The following is a 19,399-nucleotide window of genomic DNA, read 5'->3' on the forward strand; positions in this document are numbered from 1 at the left end:
ATCGCGTCGTTGTCGGTGGGTCGAAACGGTAACGAACCTTGATGTATCGTGAGCGAGTCGACCGGCACGTATGTGGTCTCTGAGCGGGATCGACGACCGGCTCTCGCAGGCGGAAGTGCTGGCGCGGGAGAACCCGGAGCTCGTCGTCGTCGCCGCGGTCGTCGCGCTCGTCGCGCTCGTCGGTGCGTACGTGCTGTTCCGCGCTCGCAGGACGCCCGGCGTCAGGTTCCGCCGGCTGTTGGCCGATCGCGACGAGGTCGCGGTGCTGATGCACCCGAACCCGGACCCGGACGCGATGTCGGCGGCGCTCGGCGTCGCGTCGCTCGCGGAGCAGCTCGACGTCGACGCGACGGTCCAGTACCCCGGACAGATTCGTCACCAAGAGAACCGGGCGTTCCGCACGGTGCTCGATCTGGACTTGAAGCCGATCGAGCACGTGAGCGACCTCGCCGCCGAGTCGGTCGTGTTGGTCGATCACAACGAGCCGCGGGGGTTCGCCGGCGCCGACGGTGTGCTCCCGTTCGCCGTCGTCGACCACCATCCCGGCGACGGCGCCGGCGACGCGTTCACCGACGTGCGGACCGACTACGGCGCGACGGCGTCGGTGATCGCGGAGTACTTCCAACAGAACGGCGCGACGCCGGTGCCGCCGGACAAGCACGCGAGCGAGACGGACAGCGACCTCACGCTCCCCACCGACACGGCGACGGGGCTCCTGTACGGGATCCTCACCGACACGAAACATCTCACCGTCGGCGCGAGCGAACCCGACTTCGCCGCCGCCGCGTACGTGTACCCCGGCGTCGACCAGGACCGGCTCGACCGGATCGCCAACCCCGCGGTCGACGCCGAGGTGTTGGAGGTGAAGGCGCGGGCCATCGCCGGCCGCCGCATCGAGGGGTCGTTCGCGGTCGCCGACGTGGGGGGCGTGAACAACGTCGACGCGATCCCGCAGGCGGCCGACGAACTGATCCAACTGGAGGGCGTCAGCGCCGTCGTGGTGATCGGCGAGCGCGACGGGACGGTTCACCTCTCCGGCCGGTCGCGGGACGACCGCGTCCACATGGGGAACGCCATCGACGCCGTCATGTCCGACCGCGACAACAGCAACGGGGGCGGCCACTCACGGATGGGCGGCGGGACGATCGCGCCGACGGTCGACCCGACCGGCGACGAGGATCCGGAAACCGTCGACCGCGACGCGCTCGCCGACGACCTGTTCCGCGCGATGGCGGGCGACGTGTGAACGGCGACAGACAGCGGGAGAGGAGCAGCGCCGGAGACGGAGCAGCCACCGGGAGTTAAGTCGACAGCGACGAAGGGTCGGGTATGAGCACGGATCTCGCGCTCGGCGATCTGCCGACCGACGACGGGTGGCGCGCGCTCGTCGGCGTCGGCGTCGGTTACGCGATCGCGACCGGACTGATCTTCGCGTTCCTCTTCGTTCTGCCGTACGTGGTCGTACGCGCGCTGTAACGGCCGGCGACGCGTCGAACTGACGGACGGCGTCTCGAACGGTCGACGACGTGACCGAACAGGGGAGAAATCGGAAGCGGTGAGCCGTCTCAGGCGAACGCCAGCGAGTCGTCGGCACCGGTCTCGTCGTCCGTCTGGAGCTTCTCGTGAGCTCCGAGGAAGTCGTCGAGCGTAACCTCGGTGCGGTCGTCGCGGATCGCGAACATCCCGGCCTCCGTGCAGATGGCCTTGATGTCGGCGCCGGACGCGTCCGGCGTCAGCTCGGCGAGCTCGGTGAAGTCGATGTCGCTCGCGAGGTTCATCTTCCGGGTGTGGATCTGGAAGATGATCTCGCGGCCCTCGGTGTTCGGCTTGGGCACTTCGATGAGCCGGTCGAAGCGGCCCGGGCGGAGGATGGCGGGGTCGAGCATGTCGAAGCGGTTGGTGGCGGCGATGATCCGGACCTCGCCGCGCTCGTCGAAGCCGTCCATCTCCGAGAGCAGCTGCATCATCGTGCGCTGGACCTCGGCGTCGCCCGACGTCTTCGAGTCCGTCCGCTTCGAGGCGATCGCGTCGATCTCGTCGATGAAGAGGACGGCGGGCTGGTTCTCCCGCGCGACCTCGAACAGGTCGCGGACCAGCTTCGCCCCCTCGCCGATGAACTTGTGGACGAGCTCGGAGCCGGCCATCTTGATGAAGGTGGCGTCCGTCTCGTTGGCGACCGCCTTCGCGAGCATCGTCTTCCCCGTACCCGGCGGGCCGTACAGCAGGACGCCGCTCGGCGGCTGGATGCCCACGTCCTCGAACATGTCGGGATGTTCGAGGGGCATCTCGACGGTCTCGCGGACCTCTTGCATCTGGTCTTCGAGCCCGCCGATGTCGGCGTAGGTGACGTCGGGCGAGTGCTCGACCTGCATCACGCGGGCGCGCACGTCCGTCTCCTTCTCCAGCTTCTTGACGACGGACAGCGAGTTGTTCACCGCGACCCGGTCGTCCGGGTTGAGCTTCTCGCGCATCTCGGCGGTGATCTCGGTGAGCGCCTCCTGGTTGTTCCCGTGCTGCTTGATGACGGCGCCGTCGGGCGTGATCTCCTGAACCGTCGCCACGAACAGCGGGGACTGCTTCAGCTTCTTATTCTCGTGTGTGAGCCGCTCGAGCTTCTGCTGGTACTTGTTGTTCTCGGCGTTCGCGTCGAGGAGCTTGTCGCGCATCTCCTCGTTTTGCGACTCCAGCACGTCGAGCTCCTCTTGGAGGGACTCGATCTTCTCCTGTCTCGACGCCGACCCCTCGTCGTAAGGGAGCTCGACGTCGTCGACGGTGTCTGTCATTGTGCGTAATAAAGCGTCTCGCGGGTAAGAGGTTTCGGGTGGGGGAGAGATACCAGGCTGTGTTCGCCTAAAATATTTCCAATAGTAATTAAATAGGATAGTAAATATTATCTAATGGCATGAATTAGGAGAGTGTACGCATGAGTGCCACCGACGCCGTCACCGCCGAGGAGGACGTCACGGACCGCTGGAGCGCCGTCAGAGACCTGCCGCCGAGCGCGAAGCTCGTCGCGAAGGTGCTCGACTACAACGACACGCTCACGCAGAGCGAGCTCGCCGAGGAGACCCTGCTCCCGCCTCGGACCGTCAGATACGCGCTCTCGCGGCTGGAGGAGGAGGAAGTCGTCGACTCCCGGTTCTCCTTCGCCGACGCCCGGAAGCGGCTGTACACCCTGTCGGTGTAGCCGATCGGGAGCGACCGCTTCTTCTCGGACCACTCCCCGCCGCGTACACGCTCTCCATCCGACACACCCCAGAGCCACCGCTTATGAGCGATAGCGACCCAGCACGCCCATGGTCTCGACCGCCGCCGTCAAGCGGGCGCTCTCCGCGCTGGCCAGTCGCACCGACACCGCGACCCGACCGTCCGTCGCCGTGATCGACGAGGCCGAGGCCGCGCGGGGCGACCTGCGCCGCGCCGCCGCGTTCGTCGACGCCGACGGGCTCGACCGGCTCGACGACGCGATCGGCGCCGCCGAGCGCGCAGGTGACGAGGCCGACGCGGAACGCGGGCGCGAGGCGCGCGCCGCGTTTCGCCGGTTTCGCGAGGCGGCCGCTGGCAGCGACGTGCGAATCGTCGATGGCTGGAGCGACGAGAACGACGAGAGCGACGAGCGTCGCCGATAACCCGCCGGACCACTTCCGCCCCGCCCCCGGAACCACTAAACCCGATACCGGCCAAGACCGGGGCAGATGACACGGGTGATCCACACCGGCGACACCCACGTGGGGTACGCGCAGTACCACTCGCCGGTCCGACGACAGGACTTCCTCGACGCGTTCGCGGCGGTGATCGACGACGCGATCGACGGAGAGGTCGACGCGGTGGTCCACGCCGGCGACCTCTTCCACGATCGCCGACCCGAGCTCGCCGACCTGATGGGAACGATCTCGGTCCTCCGACGGCTCGACGACGCCGGGATCCCCTTCCTCGCCGTGGTCGGGAACCACGAGGCGACGCGGGGGGGCCAGTGGCTCGACCTGTTCGAGCGGCTGGGGCTCGCGACGCGGCTCGACGACGAGCCGACGGTCGTCGGCGACACCGCCTTCTACGGCCTCGATCACGTCCCCGTTTCGCGCCGCGACGACCTTGACTACGCGTTCGCGGACCACGACGCCGAGTACGCCGCCCTCGTCGCGCACGGGCTCTTCGAACCGTTCGGCTACGCGGACTGGGACACGGAGGAAGTGCTCGCGGAGAGCGACGTGGCGTTCGACGCGATGCTCCTGGGCGACAACCACACGCCCGACGTGGCCGAAGTCAACGGCACGTGGGTCACGTATCCGGGGTCGACCGAGCGGGCGAGCGCGAGCGAGCGCGAGGGGCGCGGGTACAACCTCGTCACGTTCGACGCCGACGCCGCCGGGGGCGACGACCGCGTGGAGATCCGGCGGCGGGCCCTCGACACCCGCCCGTTCGTCTTCGTGGAGGCGGATCTCCGCGAGGGAGAGGGCGCGGCGCGAGTGCGCGAGCGAGTCCGGCAGCACGACCTCGACGACGCGGTCGTCCTCGTCGACGTGACGGGCGAAGGCGATCCGGTCACGCCGGCCGCGATCGAGGAGTTCGCGACCGACGAGGGGGCGCTGATCGCCCGGGTGACCGACCGCCGCGAGGTGGAGACGGACGCCGAGGTCGACGTGAGCTTCGCCGACCCCGAGGACGCCGTCCGAGAGCGGGTCGAAGAGATGGGGCTGTCGGAGGCCGGACTCGACGTCGAGGAGGCGGTCCGCGCCGACACGGTCCCCGACACGAACGTCAGGGAGACGGTGAAACGACGGATAGAGGAACGGGTCGACGACCCCGACGACCTCGGCGCGTTCGACCGGAGCGAGGCCCGAGGCGGGGCCCGAGACGAGCCCGGCGACGGCGTCGAATCCGAAGCGGACGACGGCGGTGCCGACGAATCGACCGACGGCGACGCCACAACTGAACCGACCGACAGCGGCGACGAGCCTGACGGGCAGGTCTCCATGGAGGACTACCTATGAACTTCGACCGGGTCCGGCTCGCGAACTTCAAGCCGTACGGCGACGCCGACCTCCGACTGGCCGAGGGCGTCACCGTCATCCACGGACTCAACGGCAGCGGGAAGTCCTCGCTCTTGGAGGCCTGTTTCTTCGCGTTGTACGGGTCGAAGGCGCTCGACGGCACCCTCGAAGACGTGATCACGAACGGCGAGGAGGAGACCGACGTGGATCTCTGGTTCACGCACGACGGCGTCTCCTACCACGTCGAGCGGCGACTCAAGCGGTACGACGGGCGGATCGACCACCGGTGCACCCTCGAGTCGACCGACGGGAGCGACGTGTCCCGCGACGGCGCCCGGGCGGTCCGGGAGTTCGTCACCGAGCTCCTCCGGATGGACGCCGAGGCGTTCGTCAACTGCGCGTACGTCCGGCAGGGCGAGGTGAACAAGCTGATCAACGCCACGCCGCGCGAGCGGCAGGACACGATCGACGACCTGCTCCAGCTCGGCAAGTTGGAGGAGTACCGCGAGCGCGCCGGCGCCGCGCGGCTCGGCGTCGAGGACGTGCTGGAGAACCGCCGCGGGCGGCTCGACCAGCTCGACGACCAGATCGCCGAGAAGGAGGAGAAGGGCCTCCACGATCGGCTCAACGCGCTTGAGACCGACCTCTCCGAGGTCACCGACGAGATCGACCGGTACGAGACGCAGCGAGAGCAGGCGAAGGAGACCCGCGAGGCCGCCGCGGAGACGCTGTCGGCCCACGCGGAGAAGCGGGAGAAGCTGGAGTCGATCGAGGCGGAGATCGACGAGCTCGAATCGACGGTCCGGTCGACCGAACGCGAGCGCGACGAGCACCGCGATGCGATACGGGAGAGCCGCGAGCGGATCGCGGAGATCGAGGCCGCGATCGACGAGCGGCTCGACGACGCCGGGATCGACGCCGCGAGCGACGAAGCCATCGCCGAGCGGCGCGCCGAACTCGACGACAGGGAGGAGGCGATCCGCGAGGAGCTCGACGACGGGCGAGTGAGCGCCGAGGCGTTCCGGAATCAGGCGACGAACCTCGCCGGGAAGGCCGACGACCGCACCGAACGCGCCGCGGAAGTCGAGGCCGAGGCCGACGACCTCGCCGACGAGGCCGAGGCAGCCGCGGACGAGGCCGACGAGCGCGAAGCCTCGATCGAGGAGCTCCGCGAGGAGGCCGACCGGCTCCGCGAGCGGTTCGCGACCGCCGACGCCGAGGTCGACCGCGACGGCGTCGCCGACGAGCGGGAGGCGCTCCGCGAGCGACGGGGCGAGGTCCGCGAGCGGATCGCGGAGCTGTCGGCGGAGCTGAAAAACGCCCGGGAGCGCGTCGAAGAGGCCGAGGAGCTGCTCGCGGCGGGGAAATGCCCCGAGTGCGGCCAGCCGGTCGAGGACTCGCCGCACGCGAGCGGGATCGACGAGGACCGCGAGCGGGTCGCCGAGCTGGAGGCCGAGCTGGAGGCCGCCCGCGAGCGCGAGGGCGACCTCGGCGACCGGATCGCGGAGCTCGACGACCTCGCGTCGGCGGCGGACCGGCTCGACGAGATCGACGAGACCGTCGAGATGCTCGAAGAGCGGGTCGAGGAGAAGCGCGCGGAGGCGGAGCGGAAGCGAGAGGCGGCGACGGAGAAGCGAGCGCGCGCCGAAGACCTCCGCGAGGAGGCCGAAGAGACCCGCGATGTCGCCGCCCAGAAGCGCGAGGAGGCGACGGAGGCCGCGGCCCGCGTGTCGGAGCTGGAGGACGCGCTCGCGGCGGTCGACGACGCGCGAGAGGCGGTGGCGGCGATCGAGGAGCGGCTCTCCGCGATCGCGGACGCGGAAGGCGAGATCGAGCGCCGCCGCGAGAAGCGGGAGAACCTGAGCGAGGTGAACGACGAGCGACGCGAGCGGCTCGCGGACAAGCGCGAGCGCCGCGACGAGCTCGCCGAGGCGGTCGACGAGGACGCGGTCGACGAGGCGAAGGCGAAGAGAGAGCGGGCGGAGGAGTACCTCGAGCAGGTCGAGGCCGAGCTCGATCGGCTCGCCGAGCGGCGGACCGAGCTCGAGAACGCGATCGGCGGAGTGAACGGCGAGATCCGAGAACTCGAGAGTCTCCGCGGAGAGCGTGAGGAGCTGGCCGACACGGTCGCGGCGCTCGAAGACCTACACGAGGAGACGAGCGAACTGGAGGCGATGTACGGCGACCTCCGAGCGGAGCTCCGCCAGCGCAACGTCGCCGAGCTGGAGCGCACCCTCAACGAGACGTTCGACCTCGTCTACGGGAACGACGCGTACTCGCACATCGAGCTCGACGGCGAGTACGTCCTCACCGTCTACCAGAAGGACGGAGAGCCGCTCGACCCCGAACAGCTCTCGGGCGGCGAGCGCGCCCTGTTCAACCTCTCGCTGCGCTGTGCGATCTACCGGCTGCTCTCGGAGGGGATCGAAGGCGCGGCACCGACACCGCCGCTCATCCTCGACGAGCCGACCGTCTTCCTCGACTCCGGACACGTCTCCCGGCTGGTCCGGCTCGTCGAGGAGATGCGCGGCTTCGGCGTGCGACAGATCCTCATCGTCAGCCACGACGACGAGCTGGTGGGCGCGGCCGACGAGCTGGTGACGGTGGAGAAGAACCCGCGCTCGAACCGGTCGACGGTGCGGCGGGAGGACGCCGCCGCGCTCGACGTCGCCGAACTCGCCGACGACTGAGCGGGCTCGGGCGGAAGCGCGTCAGTCGGGGCCCGACGACCCGCCCCGCAGCGCCCCCATCGCGTCGACCGCGACCGTCGTCGCCTCGTAGCCGCGCCGCCCCGCGACCTCGACCTCCTCGATCAGGCCGGCCGCGCGGAACTCCGTGAGCGTGCCGTGGAGGTCGGACTCGCACATGTCGGCCGCGTCGAGGAGGTCGATCGCGGCGAGCGGCCCCTCGTCGACGACCACCGCGAGGAGCCCGAGGGACTGGTCGTCGCGGACCGCCCCGAGCGTCCGGCGGACCGGAGCCGGCACGCCCGAGGCCGCGGTCACGAGCGGCGACTCCCCGTCGACCACGCGAAGCTCGTCGTTGTCGACGTACCGCTCCTCGCCGGTGTCCGGGTTCCGGACCCTGCTCGACTCGGCGGAGCGTTTCACGAGGAGGTACGTCTCGCCGGCCGCGTCACGAACCGTCTGCATGGATCGGAGAAAGCGGTCGCGCGGACATTACGCTTCCGGGGTCTCGGTGTCGTCGTCCCGCTCGGCGTCCGGAGCGGAGTCGGCGTCATCCGACTCGGCGACTGGCTCGTCGGTGGTGGCTTCGTCGTCGGAATCCGACTCGGCGGCGTCCCGCGAGCGCTCCCACGACCGGTACGTCTGGTACGTCCGAACGCCCGCGAGAAGGCCGGCGGCGAACAGGGCCGGACCGATCCGCGACCACCCCTCGAAGAACCACAGCATCGGCCCGAGCGCGACGAGGAGCACCGCGGCGTTGGCGTAGATGACGGCGATCACGAACGCGCGAAGCGTCCCCGAATCGACGTCGCTGGCGCCCTCGAAGTCCCCGCCGTCGTCGAACGTCTTCACCGAGGGCGCCTTCGGGATGTCGGGCGTCATCTCCCGCTCGGCGTCGGAGCTCTCGCCGAAGGAGACCTCGCCCTCGTCGTCCTCGTCGAGGCTGAACACGTCGGACGTACGCGGGGACGGGGCAAAGGGGTTCCGTCCGACCGCGAGAAGGCCGGCGACGCGTCGGCTGGGAGTGAGACGCGCGGCGGAGGAACGTGAGACGGACGAAGCGACGACTGCGGCGAGCGGAGCGTCGATCAGGTCGCGTCGGCCAGCCGAACGGTTCGGCTCGCCTCGACCCACGCGAGGGGGTTCGCGGCGTCGAAAAGCACCACGTTCCCGTCGTCCTCGTACACCTCCACCTCGGCGTCGACCGCGTCGCGACCGGCCGGGCGAGCCACCTCGGGTTCCGAACGTGGGTCCGAAGACATAGAGCGTGGTATGCCGTCACACATTATATGCCTTTCCGTGCCGGGACTCCTCGCCGCACCCGAAAGCCGAGTTTTTTAGCCGGGTGCGCCGAAGCGGGGGTATGACTCAGTCGGGGTTGTCGGACTTCTCGTCGGCCAGCGCGGGCGACGGGGAGAGCGACGACACGGAAATCGAACGGGAGGAGCTGGCCGCACAGGAGGCGGCCGCCGTCGCCGGCGGCGGGCGCGGACACGTCAGCGACGTGGTCGACGTCGACGAGGCGAAGTTCCCCGAGTCGACGGGGACCGTCGAGCTGATGATCACCCAGATCGACTACGCCGTCGAGGGGTACGGGAGCGACGAGTACCCCGTCGTCCACGTCTTCGGTCGACGGCCCGTCGAGGACGGTGACGACATCCGCGAACACGTCCGCGTGCTCGGCGTCGAGCCGTACTTCTACGTCCCCACGGCCGACCTCGACCGCGACCCGGTCGAGGAGTACGACGTGGTTATCGGTACCCGCGAGGAGACGCCGGACGGCGAGGGGTACGAGAGCATCCGCGGCGAGCCGCTCACCCGGATCGTGACGCGAACGCCGCGCGACGTGGGGGCCATCCGCGACGACTTCGCGACCAGCTTCGAGGCCGACATCCGCTTCCCGAACCGATTCCTGATCGACAACGGACTCAACGGGGGGATCCGCGTGGAGGAGCGCCGGCTCGACGACGGCTCGGGAACGATGCAGGTCCACGAGGGGCAGTTGGAACCGGCCGAAGTCGACGCCGAGATGCGGGTGAACACCTTCGACATCGAGGTCGACGACCGCCGCGGCTTCCCCGAAGACGGCGAGGAGCCGATCATCTGTCTCACCAGCCACGACTCCTACGACGACGAGTACGTCGTCTGGCTGTACGACGCGCCGGAAGCCGAGATCCCTCCCCCGTCGGATCTCCCGGACTACGAGGGGATCGTCGACGAGGGCGGGGATCTCACCTTCGAGGTGCGCACCTTCGAGGCGGAGGCCGCGATGCTCGACGCGTTCATCGAGTATCTCAACGAGACGGATCCGGACCTGCTGACCGGGTGGAACTTCGAGGATTTCGACGCGCCGTACGTCCTCGACCGCATGGAGGTCCTCGACGACGGGAGCCAGTACGACCTCTCGGTCGACCGGCTCTCCCGGATCGGCGAGGTGTGGCGCTCCGGGTGGGGCGGCCCGGACATCAAGGGCCGGGTCGTCTTCGATCTGCTGTACGCGTACAAGCGGACGATGTTCACCGAGTTGGAGTCGTACCGGCTCGACGCGGTCGGCGAGCGCGAGCTCGGCGTGGGGAAAGAGCGCTACACCGGCGACATCGGCGACCTCTGGGAGCAGGACCCGGAGCGCTTACTGGAGTACAGCATCCGCGACGTGGAGCTGTGCGTCGAGATCGACCGGAAGCAGGACGTGATCGCCTTCTGGGACGAGGTGCGCACCTTCGTCGGCTGCAAGATCGAGGACGCGCCGACCCCAGGCGACACCGTCGACATGTACGTCCTCCACAAGGCGTTCGGGAAGTTCGCGCTCCCGACGAAGGGGCAACAGGAGTCTGAGGATTTCGAGGGCGGCGCCGTCTTCGATCCGATCACGGGCGTCAAGGAGATGGTGACGGTCCAGGACCTGAAGAGCCTCTATCCGATGTGTATGGTGACGATCAACGCCGGCCCGGAGACGAAGGTCGACCCCGCGGAGTACGGCGACGAGACGTACGTCGCCCCCAACGGGACGCACTTCCGGAAGGAGCCGGACGGGATCATGCGCGAGATGGTCGACGAGCTGCTCTCCGAGCGCGAGGAGAAGAAGGCGCTCCGGAACGACCACGACCCGGGCACCGAGCCGTACGAGCAGTACGACCGACAGCAGGGGGCTGTCAAGGTTATTATGAACTCTCTCTACGGCGTGACGGGATGGGATCGGTTCCGGCTGTACGACAAAGAAGGCGCAGCAGCCGTCACGGCGACCGGTCGCGAGGTTATCGACTTCACCGAGGAAGCCGCAGAGGAACTGGGCCACGACGTCGCGTACGGGGACAGCGTCACGGGCGATAGGCCCATCGTCGTGCGCGATCCTGAGGGAACAGTTCGAATCCTGCCAATTGCCGATCTCTTCGAGCGGTCGGACGCGACCGCGAGCGAGAACGTGCTTATTACCGCCGACGGCGGATCGGTCGCTTCGGTGTCGATCGACAAGGAACGGCGTCGCCTGGACGGATGGGAGGCGCTTTCGGTGACCGAGGACACCGAACCGGAGTGGCAGCCGATCGAGCAGGTGATCCGGCACGAGACCGACAAACCGGTGGTGAATCTCCAGCACAAGTTCGGCGAGTCCACGACGACTAGAGACCATTCGTATGTCGTCGAAGAAGACGGACAGCTGGTCGAAACGAAGCCGGAAGACGTCGAAGAGCCACTTCGGGTACCTGATCTCCCCGAGGTCGAAACAGTGAAGAAAATCGACGTGTACGACGTGTTGGAAGGATACACGCGAGAGTATGAGGACGGCCGAAGCGTCGGCAGCGAGAACGCGGAGAAGAAGGTCAAGCGAGTCCACGCGAACGACGACTGGGTCTGGTTCGGCCACAAGCATCACGATGCGATAGAGAAGAGCATCAAGGTACAGCGATACGTCGATTTGGACTCCGAAGACGGACGGGCGCTCGTTCGGTTGCTCGCCGCGTACGTCACCGAGGGGAGCGCATCGACAGTCGAGACGACGGCTTCAAGATTCGGCGCAAGCATCGCCGAATCCAGAACAGAGTGGCTGGAAGGCCTCCAAGAGGATTACCTCCGTCTGTTCGACGGAGCGATAGCGAGTGTTATTGCGTCGGACACGTCCAACGAACGAACCGTCGAGTACGGAACCGACGACGGGGACCAGCCAGTAACGTACGACGACGGCACCCACAAGCTCCAGATGATGAACGAGCTCTCGGCGGTGTTCTTCCGTGAGTTCGCCGGGCAGACGTCGCGTGGGAAGCGCATCCCTGGGTTCGTGTTCAACCTCTCCGACGATCTCCAACAGCTCTTTGTCGACGTGCTCGTCGAGGGAGACGGCTCACGCGAATTCCCGCGGTACTCGGCCGAGTACTGCGAGCGGAATTTCGACTTCGAGACGACGAGTCGAGAACTCGCTGCGGGGCTCTCCACGCTGCTCACACAGCGCGAGGAGAAACACTCGCTGAAGTACAGGGAGAGCAAAGGAAGCTACACGATTCGAACGTGTGATTACTACCGAAACGGGCGGGATCCGGTCGTCGAGGAAGTGGATCACGACGGGTACGTGTATGATCTCAGCGTCGCCGAGAACGAGAACTTCGTCGACGGCGTCGGCGGGGTCGTCCTTCATAACACCGACTCCGTCATGCTGTCTCTCGGACAGGAAGTGGATAAAGCGGAGGCCATCGAGACCTCCTTCGAGATAGAGGACCACATCAACGAGCGCTACGACGACTTCGCGCGAGAGGAGCTCAACGCCGATGCTCACCGCTTCCAGATCGAGTTCGAGAAGCTCTACCGGCGGTTCTTCCAGGCGGGCAAGAAGAAGCGGTACGCGGGTCACATCATCTGGAAGGAGGGGAAGGACGTCGACGACATCGACATCACCGGGTTCGAGTACAAGCGGTCGGACATCGCCGGGATCACGAAGGAGGTCCAGCAGAACGTCATCGAGACGATCGTGACGGGCGACGACATCGACGAGGATCTAGAGGAGGTGAAAGCGTACCTCGTGGACGTGATCGCCGAGGTGCTCGACGGCGACGTGGACCTCGACGAGATCGGGATTCCGGGCGGGATCGGCAAGAAGCTCGACGCCTACGAGACGCCGACCGCGCAGGTGCGCGGAGCGAAGTACGCCAACCGCATGCTCGGGACCAACTTCGGGAGCGGGTCGAAGCCGAAGCGGCTGTACATCGAGAAGGTCCATCCCGACTTCTGGGCACGGATGGAGGAAGAGAAGGGGCTCGACCCGCAGCGAGATCACCTGTACGGGGAGTTCAAACGCGACCCGGACGTGATCTGCTTCGAGTACGCCGATCAGGTGCCCGACGAGTTCGAGGTCGACTGGGAGAAGATGCTTGACAAGACGCTTCAGGGCCCGATCGAGCGCGTCATCGAGGCGCTCGGGATGTCGTGGGAGGAGGTCAAGACGGGGCAAGAACAGACCGGGCTCGGCTCGTTCATGTGAGCCGTTTCGACGCCTGAATCGGAAGCCCAAAAACCGCTTTTCGATAGTTGAGAAAAATTCTTACCGATCTCGGGAGATTCTACGGGGAGATGCGTAACCATTAACCCGTCAAGTCACCACTGTTGGGACACGAGGCACGAGAATACATATGGCAACTCTCGAAATCAACGATCTTCACGCGCGAGTGGCGGAAGAGGACGGCGAACGCATTCTTCGGGGGGTCGACCTGACCGTCGAGTCCGGGGACATCCACGCACTGATGGGCCCGAACGGCTCCGGGAAGTCGACGCTCGCGAAGGTGATCGCCGGCCACCCCGCGTACGAGGTCACCGGCGGCGAGGTCCTCCTGCATCTCGACGAGGAGGACGTCGCCGACATCGACGCCGAGCTCGACGACGAGGATTACCACTGGGAGCTGCTTGAGCTCGAACCCAACGAGCGCGCCGCGCTCGGCATCTTCCTCGGGTTCCAGTACCCGGCGGAGATCGAGGGCGTCACCATGACGAACTTCCTCCGGCAGGCGCTCAACGCCAAGGCGGACGAGCGCGAGGAGCTGTTCGAAGAGGAGGAGGAGGCGGAAGCCGACGCGGACGACGAGGACGACGGGTACGACACCTCCCCGATGGAGGGCCCCGCGGACGACGGCGAGATCGGCGTCGCCGAGTTCCAGGAGATCCTCTCGGAGAAGATGGAGCTGCTCGACATGGACGAGAAGTTCATGCAGCGCTACCTCAACGCCGGCTTCTCCGGCGGCGAGAAGAAGCAGAACGAGGTGCTGCAGGCGGCGATGCTCGAGCCCGCGGTCGCGGTGCTCGACGAGATCGACTCCGGGCTGGACATCGACCGGCTGCAGGACGTCTCGAAGGGGATCAACGCGCTCCGCGACGAGCAGGGCACGGGCGTCCTCCAGATCACTCACTACCAGCGGATCCTCGACTACGTCGAGCCCGATCACGTCCACGTGATGCTTGACGGCGAGGTCGTCAAGAGCGGCGGCGCGGAGCTCGCCGAGAAGCTCGAGGACAAGGGGTACGACTGGGTCCGCGAGGACGCGTTCGAGGCCGCGTAACCGAATCCAGTCACGCGATACACGTAAGTCCGGAACAACGTAACATCATACTATGAGCTCACAACAGGACGAACTGAAGGAGACAGACACCGAGGCCCGCTTCGAGTTCAAGAAGGAGGAGAAATCCGCCTTCCAGACCGAGAAAGGTCTCACCGAGGAGACGGTCCGCGTCATCTCGGAGGACAAAGACGAGCCGGAGTGGATGCTGGAGCGGCGCCTGCGCGCGCTCGAGCAGTTCCAGGAGATGCCGATGCCGACCGACTGGCCCGCCCAGCCGGACCTCAGCGAGGTCGACGTCGACGAGATCATCCCGTACATTCGGCCGGACGTCGACGTCCGCGCCGGCGTCGACGACTGGACCGAACTCCCGGACGAGATCAAAGACACGTTCGACAAGCTGGGCATCCCGGAGGCCGAGAAGAACGCGCTCTCCGGCGTCGGCGCCCAGTACGAGTCGGAGGTCGTCTACCAGAACATGCAGGAGCGGTGGGAGGAGAAGGGCGTCATCTTCTGTAACATGGACGAGGCCGTCCAGGAGCACGAGGAGCTCGTCCGCGAGCACTTCATGACGAAGTGCGTCCCCCCGAGCGACAACAAGTTCGCCGCGCTTCACGGCGCGATCTGGTCCGGTGGCTCGTTCGTCTACGTGCCGGAGAACACCACGGTCGACATGCCGGTACAGGCGTACTTCCGGATGAACTCCGAGGGGATGGGCCAGTTCGAGCACACGCTCATCATCGCCGAGGAGGGGTCCGAGGTCCACTACATCGAGGGCTGTTCGGCCCCGAAGTATTCGGCGTTCAACCTCCACTCCGGCGGCGTGGAAGTGTTCGTCGGCGAGGACGCCCACGTCCAGTACTCCACGGTGCAGAACTGGTCGAAGAACACCTACAACCTGAACACCAAGCGCGCCATCGCCGAGAAGGGCGGGCGCATGGAGTGGATCTCCGGATCGATGGGGTCGAAGGCGACGATGCTGTACCCCTCGACGATCCTGAAGGGGCGCGGCGCCTCCGACAACCACATCACCATCGCCTTCGCGGGCGAGGGGCAGGACATCGACACCGGGGCGAAGGTGTACCACAACGCGCCCGAGACCAAATCGACCATCGAGTCGAAGTCCATCTCGAAGGACGGCGGCCGCACGAACTACCGCGGACTCGTCCACATCGCCGACGGCGCCGAGAACTCCTCGACCGCCGTCGAGTGCGACGCGCTGATGTTCGACAACGAGTCGACCTCGGACACCATGCCGTACATGGAGATCAACGAGTCGAAGGTCGACGTCGCCCACGAGGCGACCGTCGGGAAGATCGGCGACGAGGACATCTTCTACCTGCAGTCGCGCGGGCTGGACGACGACGACGCCAAGCAGATGATCGTTTCGGGCTTCATCGAGCCCATCACGGAGGAGCTGCCCATCGAGTACGCCGTCGAGCTCAACCGGCTCGTCGAGCTGGAGATGGAGGGCTCGCTCGGATAACATGAGCACGCAAGCAATCGAGAGCCTCTCTGAGGACACGGTACGACGCATCGCCGAGGAACGCGACGAGCCCGAGTGGCTCTTGGAGACCCGTCTGAACGCGCTTTCCGCGCTTGAGACGGCCGAGCTGCCGGACGTGATCCAGACGCCCGGGCGGCGCTGGACGGACCTGGAGGCGCTCGACTTCGAGTCGCTGGTCGATCCGCTGAACCAGTCGGACACGACGGAGCGGTCCGTCGGCGACGATGAGGTCGTCGTCCTCCCCTTCACCGAGGCGTTCGACGAGTACGGCGACGTCATCGAGGCGAACTTCGGCTCGGTGCTCGACCCCGAACACAACTACCTCACCGCGCTGTCGGTCGCGCTCTTCACGACCGGGACGTTCGTCTACGTCCCCGAGGGCGTCGACGTCGAGGACGTGACGGTGCGCGCGGAGATGAACTCCCGCTCGCTGTTCAGCCAGACGCTCGTCGTCGCCGAGGAGTCGTCGTCGGTGACGATCCTCGAGTCGATCGAGCCGGGCGACGGCGAGGTCGACGCCGACCGGTACTTCTCGAACCTCGTCGAGATCGCGGCGGGCGAGAACGCGAGCGTCCAGTTCGGGTCGCTCCAGAACCTCGACGACGAGACGTACACCTACTCGCTGAAGCGCGCCGACGTCGGCGTCTACGGCACCGTCGACTGGATCGAGAGCAACTTCGGGTCGAAGCTGACGCGCTCGGACGTGGAGTCGGAGCTGAACGGCGACGGCGCAGAGAGCCAGATCGTCGGGACGTTCTTCGGCACCGAGGACCAGCACTTCGACATCAACGCCCGCGTCTGGCACCAGGCCGAGCACACGACGGCCGACCTGGTCACGCGCGGCGTGCTCGACGACGTGGCCCGCTCCGTCTACGAGGGCGTCCAGGACGTCGGCAACGACGCGTGGAACACCTCCAGCTACCAGCGCGAGAACACGCTGATGCTGTCCGACGACGCCGAGGCGGACGCGTCGCCGAAGCTGATCATCAACAACCACGACACCGAGGCGTCCCACTCCGCGACGGTCGGGCAGGTCGACGCCGAGGACCTGTTCTACTTGGAGAGCCGCTCGATCGACTCGCACACGGCCCGAAACATGCTCGTCGAGGGCTTCTTCGTCCCCGTGTTAGAGGAGATCGCGGTCGACGAGTTCCGCGACGACGTCGAGGAGCTCGTCTTCGAGCGCCTGCAGTAGTCCGGTCGCGGACCAGCGGCGTTTCTATTTCTCCGCGAACGGCGCGATGAGCGGTGAGCGTCTCGATCGGTCGGCGAATGAAGGGGAACTCCTTAAGTCGGACTACGTCTGAGTTGACGTGTATGCGAAGGGTCGTATCGAACGGTGACGGGTGGTCGCCGTGAGCGTGAGCCAGCGGATCGCCTCGGACGACCAGCTCGCCCGGCTGCTACAGATCGGGATCGTGCTGGAGGAGGTCGTGGAGGCGCGGGCGCACCACCACTACCAGAGCCTCGACGCCGAACTCGATCAGGAGATCGAGGACCTGCTCGCGGACGCCGCCGAGGAGTCCGCCGAACACCGCCAGCGGCTCGAATCGCTGATCGAGGGGCTCGGCGTCGACAGCGTCCCGTTCGACGAGATCGAGTCGCTCGTGGACGCGCGGTACGGACGGACTCAACCGGAGGACTTCGACGGGGTCCTCTACGACCAGCTGTGTAACGAGGAGACCGCTTACAAGTTCTACGACGACCTCATTCAGGCGATCGAGGAGTCGGACGCCGAGTTCTCGCTTGACCGCACGGAGCTGCTGGACGAACTGCGGGCGATCCGCGAAGACGAGGCCGAGGGGGTCAGCGAGGTAACGGAGGTCATGGAGCGACGATGAATCAGGGGATCGAGCCGACGACGAGCGCCGACGGAGGGAAGCCGTGAACACCGCAGACCAGTACCTCAAAACGATATACGTCGTACAGAAGCAGGAAGACGGTCCCGCCTCGACCGGGTCGATCGCCGATTCGCTCGGAGTCAGCCCGGCGAGCGCCAACGAGATGATCGGAAAGCTCGAGGAGCGCGGGCTCGCCGAACACGAGAAGTACAAGGGGGTACAGCTCACCGACGACGGGATCGTCCGGGCGCGGGACGCGCTCCAGACCTACTGTATCATCGAGCGCTTCCTAGCGAACGTGCTCGCGGTCGAGGAGTTCCGCGACGAGGCCCGCGAGCTGGAGGCGGTCATCGACGACACCGTCGCCGAGCGGCTCGACACCATTATCGACCGCCAGCCGGAGTGTCCGGACTGTTTCGATCCCGAGACCGACGCGTGCGCGTGTCTGGAGATCGCGACGCCCGTAGAGCCGGAGCAGTAGGGGAGAAAGCCGGAGAGATGTTTTCGACGCCGACGCTTAGACGCCCGTCGAGTAGCGCAGGATCCCAGCGATACCGCCGAACGCGTCGAGCAGCTGTTCGCCCTTCTCGAAGTCGGTGGAGATGAACTTGGTGTCGGTGCCTCGCTGCTCGGCGATCGCCATCAGGTGTTCGATCACGTCCTCGCGCTCGTCGACCTCGGCCTCCTCCCCGCACTCCGAACACTCGTGAGACGGGGTGGAGTGTCGCGAGTCGATGACTTCGTACTCCTCGTGGCCGTTCGGACACTCGTAGACGACCACGTCGGAGCGGAGGTCCTCGGAGATGAGCAGGCGGTCGACGGAGCCCATAATCAGGTTTCGGCGGGTCTGGTCGAAGCCGTACGTGGCCTCCTCGCCGGTGTTGAGGTTCTCGAAGAACTCCTCCATGTGGCGCTTATCCTCGACGATCTCCTGGTCGGCGAGCGCCTCGCTGGCGTTGTCGACGAGGTCCTTCAGCCCGGACTCGTCGGTATACGCCACGTCGAACTTGCCGAGCACCTTGTCCTGAAGCTCGTGGTGGAGGTAGTCGCCGTCGAGGAACTCGTCTTTGGTCGGGGAGGGGCCGCCGACGAGGATGCCGTCGAGCTCGTGGCGCTTGTCGACGAACAGGTCGTTGGCCATCCCCGCGACCTCCTGGTAGAAGTTGTCGATCGCTTCCAGCCGCAGTCGGGCGAACCGCTGGGCGGACTGGCCACCCTTCCGCTGCTTGCCGGGGACGAGCGAGGAGGCCGACTTGACGGCCTCGACCCGCTTCCCCTTCAGCCAGCCGACGTTGGCCTCGCGGCGGTCCAAGACGATGAGCCCGAACAGCCCGGTGTCCTCGAGCATGTGTTCGAGCGGCTCGGTGAGGAACGCGGAGTCACAGTGGTACCGGAACGACTGGACGGGCTGCGGGGGCGACTCCAGCGTCTTGGTGACCATGTCGGTCTGACCGCCGCCGGCGTCGATCGCCCCGGAGAAGATCACCATGCCGTTCTCCGGCGGGAAGGTGTCGTAGTAGCGGAGGCGGTCCTTGATCGACGTGAGCGCGTCCTGCACGTTCGTCCGGGTCTGCTTGGACTTGATGTTGGACGCCTCGCTGTGTTCCTGCGTGACGTGCGCGACCACGTCGGATACCTGCCGGTCTTCGGGGATGTAGATGGTGACGAGCTGCGTCCCGGAGCCCTCGTACTCGCGGAGCTCCTCGATGACCTTGCGGAACTCGTACTTCCGCCGGTCTTCGCTCGCCTTCTGTGCGTCGCTACTCATTACCCAAACTACGGCGGCGTGCGTGTAAGTAAGCTTTGACCTCCCCGCCGGCGCGGCGGAGCCGAGCCGCAC

At 66.7% G+C, this 19,399-nt stretch carries 17 protein-coding genes; 12 read left to right on the forward strand and 5 right to left on the reverse strand.

Features of this window, described 5'->3' with window-relative positions; translation table 11 throughout:
* Positions 1–70: 70 nt before the first annotated feature.
* Positions 71–1,246 carry a DHH family phosphoesterase gene (locus ACT4MF_RS05025; RefSeq protein ID WP_099254284.1) on the forward strand — a complete coding sequence of 392 codons (1,176 nt, stop codon included), beginning with the start codon at positions 71–73 and terminating at the stop codon, positions 1,244–1,246.
* An 83-nt stretch (positions 1,247–1,329) separates the two neighbouring features.
* Positions 1,330–1,476 carry a hypothetical protein gene (locus ACT4MF_RS05030; RefSeq protein ID WP_180271706.1) on the forward strand — a complete coding sequence of 49 codons (147 nt, stop codon included), beginning with the start codon at positions 1,330–1,332 and terminating at the stop codon, positions 1,474–1,476.
* Between the two features lie 89 nt (positions 1,477–1,565).
* Here the strand turns inward: ACT4MF_RS05030 and pan1 are convergent, their stop codons facing one another.
* The gene (pan1, locus tag ACT4MF_RS05035; protein WP_099254285.1) at positions 1,566–2,783 is read right to left on the reverse strand and encodes a proteasome-activating nucleotidase Pan1; all 1,218 of its coding nucleotides are present in this window, start codon (positions 2,781–2,783) and stop codon (positions 1,566–1,568) included.
* A 140-nt stretch (positions 2,784–2,923) separates the two neighbouring features.
* On the opposite strand from pan1, the gene ACT4MF_RS05040 reads away from it, so the two are divergent.
* From ACT4MF_RS05040 to rad50, 4 genes are all read left to right on the forward strand, one after another.
* Positions 2,924–3,187: a MarR family transcriptional regulator gene (locus tag ACT4MF_RS05040; protein ID WP_099254286.1), complete on the forward strand. Its 264-nt coding sequence runs from the start codon at positions 2,924–2,926 to the stop codon at positions 3,185–3,187.
* A 109-nt stretch (positions 3,188–3,296) separates the two neighbouring features.
* Positions 3,297–3,629: a DUF7966 family protein gene (locus tag ACT4MF_RS05045; RefSeq protein ID WP_444681923.1), complete on the forward strand. Its 333-nt coding sequence runs from the start codon at positions 3,297–3,299 to the stop codon at positions 3,627–3,629.
* 66 nt (positions 3,630–3,695) lie between these two features.
* Positions 3,696–4,991 (forward strand): DNA double-strand break repair protein Mre11, encoded by a 1,296-nt coding sequence (gene mre11 / locus ACT4MF_RS05050; RefSeq protein WP_444681924.1) that lies wholly within the window; start codon positions 3,696–3,698, stop codon positions 4,989–4,991.
* Positions 4,988–7,681, forward strand: coding sequence for a DNA double-strand break repair ATPase Rad50 (gene rad50 / locus ACT4MF_RS05055; protein WP_444681925.1), 2,694 nt, complete (start codon positions 4,988–4,990; stop codon positions 7,679–7,681). Before mre11 ends, rad50 begins: the two co-directional genes overlap by 4 nt.
* A 21-nt stretch (positions 7,682–7,702) precedes the next feature.
* Here the strand turns inward: rad50 and ACT4MF_RS05060 are convergent, their stop codons facing one another.
* The 3 genes from ACT4MF_RS05060 to ACT4MF_RS05070 form a co-directional block, all read right to left on the reverse strand.
* Positions 7,703–8,143, reverse strand: a complete 441-nt coding sequence (locus ACT4MF_RS05060; protein ID WP_444681926.1) for a DUF7346 family protein — start codon at positions 8,141–8,143, stop codon at positions 7,703–7,705.
* Between the two features lie 27 nt (positions 8,144–8,170).
* The gene (locus tag ACT4MF_RS05065; protein WP_444681927.1) at positions 8,171–8,629 is read right to left on the reverse strand and encodes a DUF7322 domain-containing protein; all 459 of its coding nucleotides are present in this window, start codon (positions 8,627–8,629) and stop codon (positions 8,171–8,173) included.
* A 137-nt stretch (positions 8,630–8,766) separates the two neighbouring features.
* Positions 8,767–8,940 carry a DUF7331 family protein gene (locus tag ACT4MF_RS05070; protein WP_180271707.1) on the reverse strand — a complete coding sequence of 58 codons (174 nt, stop codon included), beginning with the start codon at positions 8,938–8,940 and terminating at the stop codon, positions 8,767–8,769.
* A 101-nt stretch (positions 8,941–9,041) separates the two neighbouring features.
* Here ACT4MF_RS05070 and ACT4MF_RS05075 point away from each other — a divergent pair, with 101 nt between their 5' ends.
* The 6 genes from ACT4MF_RS05075 to ACT4MF_RS05100 all read left to right on the forward strand — a co-directional run bounded on the left by ACT4MF_RS05075 (position 9,042) and on the right by ACT4MF_RS05100 (position 18,040).
* Positions 9,042–13,145: a DNA polymerase domain-containing protein gene (locus ACT4MF_RS05075; protein ID WP_444681928.1), complete on the forward strand. Its 4,104-nt coding sequence runs from the start codon at positions 9,042–9,044 to the stop codon at positions 13,143–13,145.
* Positions 13,146–13,293: 148 nt separating this feature from the next.
* Positions 13,294–14,214: an ABC transporter ATP-binding protein gene (locus ACT4MF_RS05080; RefSeq protein ID WP_444681929.1), complete on the forward strand. Its 921-nt coding sequence runs from the start codon at positions 13,294–13,296 to the stop codon at positions 14,212–14,214.
* 52 nt (positions 14,215–14,266) lie between these two features.
* Positions 14,267–15,697, forward strand: coding sequence for a Fe-S cluster assembly protein SufB (gene sufB, locus ACT4MF_RS05085; protein WP_099254294.1), 1,431 nt, complete (start codon positions 14,267–14,269; stop codon positions 15,695–15,697).
* A 1-nt stretch (position 15,698) separates the two neighbouring features.
* Complete coding sequence (sufD, locus tag ACT4MF_RS05090) at positions 15,699–16,913, forward strand: Fe-S cluster assembly protein SufD (RefSeq protein WP_444681930.1); 1,215 nt, start codon at positions 15,699–15,701, stop codon at positions 16,911–16,913.
* A gap of 160 nt (positions 16,914–17,073) precedes the next feature.
* A complete protein-coding gene (locus ACT4MF_RS05095) occupies positions 17,074–17,559 on the forward strand; it encodes a rubrerythrin (protein ID WP_099254321.1) in 486 nt (161 codons plus the stop codon).
* A gap of 43 nt (positions 17,560–17,602) precedes the next feature.
* Positions 17,603–18,040 (forward strand): metal-dependent transcriptional regulator, encoded by a 438-nt coding sequence (locus ACT4MF_RS05100; RefSeq protein WP_099254296.1) that lies wholly within the window; start codon positions 17,603–17,605, stop codon positions 18,038–18,040.
* Positions 18,041–18,076: 36 nt separating this feature from the next.
* On the opposite strand, the gene prf1 is transcribed toward ACT4MF_RS05100, so the two are convergent.
* Entirely contained in the window at positions 18,077–19,327 is a 1,251-nt protein-coding gene (prf1, locus tag ACT4MF_RS05105; RefSeq protein ID WP_099254297.1) for a peptide chain release factor aRF-1, read from the reverse strand.
* Positions 19,328–19,399 lie beyond the last annotated feature (72 nt).

The sequence above is a fragment of the Halorubrum sp. FL23 genome (assembly GCF_052439115.2).
GTDB lineage: Archaea > Halobacteriota > Halobacteria > Halobacteriales > Haloferacaceae > Halorubrum > Halorubrum persicum.

Excerpts from the sequence above, each read along its gene's own strand:
- ACT4MF_RS05025 (WP_099254284.1), top strand. The coding sequence starts at position 71 with ATGTGGTCTCTGAGCGGGATCGACGACCGGCTCTCGCAGGCGGAAGTG.
- ACT4MF_RS05030 (WP_180271706.1), top strand. The coding sequence starts at position 1,330 with ATGAGCACGGATCTCGCGCTCGGCGATCTGCCGACCGACGACGGGTGG.
- pan1 (WP_099254285.1), bottom strand. The coding sequence starts at position 2,783 with ATGACAGACACCGTCGACGACGTCGAGCTCCCTTACGACGAGGGGTCG.
- ACT4MF_RS05040 (WP_099254286.1), top strand. The coding sequence starts at position 2,924 with ATGAGTGCCACCGACGCCGTCACCGCCGAGGAGGACGTCACGGACCGC.
- ACT4MF_RS05045 (WP_444681923.1), top strand. The coding sequence starts at position 3,297 with ATGGTCTCGACCGCCGCCGTCAAGCGGGCGCTCTCCGCGCTGGCCAGT.
- mre11 (WP_444681924.1), top strand. The coding sequence starts at position 3,696 with ATGACACGGGTGATCCACACCGGCGACACCCACGTGGGGTACGCGCAG.
- rad50 (WP_444681925.1), top strand. The coding sequence starts at position 4,988 with ATGAACTTCGACCGGGTCCGGCTCGCGAACTTCAAGCCGTACGGCGAC.
- ACT4MF_RS05060 (WP_444681926.1), bottom strand. The coding sequence starts at position 8,143 with ATGCAGACGGTTCGTGACGCGGCCGGCGAGACGTACCTCCTCGTGAAA.
- ACT4MF_RS05070 (WP_180271707.1), bottom strand. The coding sequence starts at position 8,940 with ATGTCTTCGGACCCACGTTCGGAACCCGAGGTGGCTCGCCCGGCCGGT.
- ACT4MF_RS05075 (WP_444681928.1), top strand. The coding sequence starts at position 9,042 with ATGACTCAGTCGGGGTTGTCGGACTTCTCGTCGGCCAGCGCGGGCGAC.
- ACT4MF_RS05080 (WP_444681929.1), top strand. The coding sequence starts at position 13,294 with ATGGCAACTCTCGAAATCAACGATCTTCACGCGCGAGTGGCGGAAGAG.
- sufB (WP_099254294.1), top strand. The coding sequence starts at position 14,267 with ATGAGCTCACAACAGGACGAACTGAAGGAGACAGACACCGAGGCCCGC.
- sufD (WP_444681930.1), top strand. The coding sequence starts at position 15,699 with ATGAGCACGCAAGCAATCGAGAGCCTCTCTGAGGACACGGTACGACGC.
- prf1 (WP_099254297.1), bottom strand. The coding sequence starts at position 19,327 with ATGAGTAGCGACGCACAGAAGGCGAGCGAAGACCGGCGGAAGTACGAG.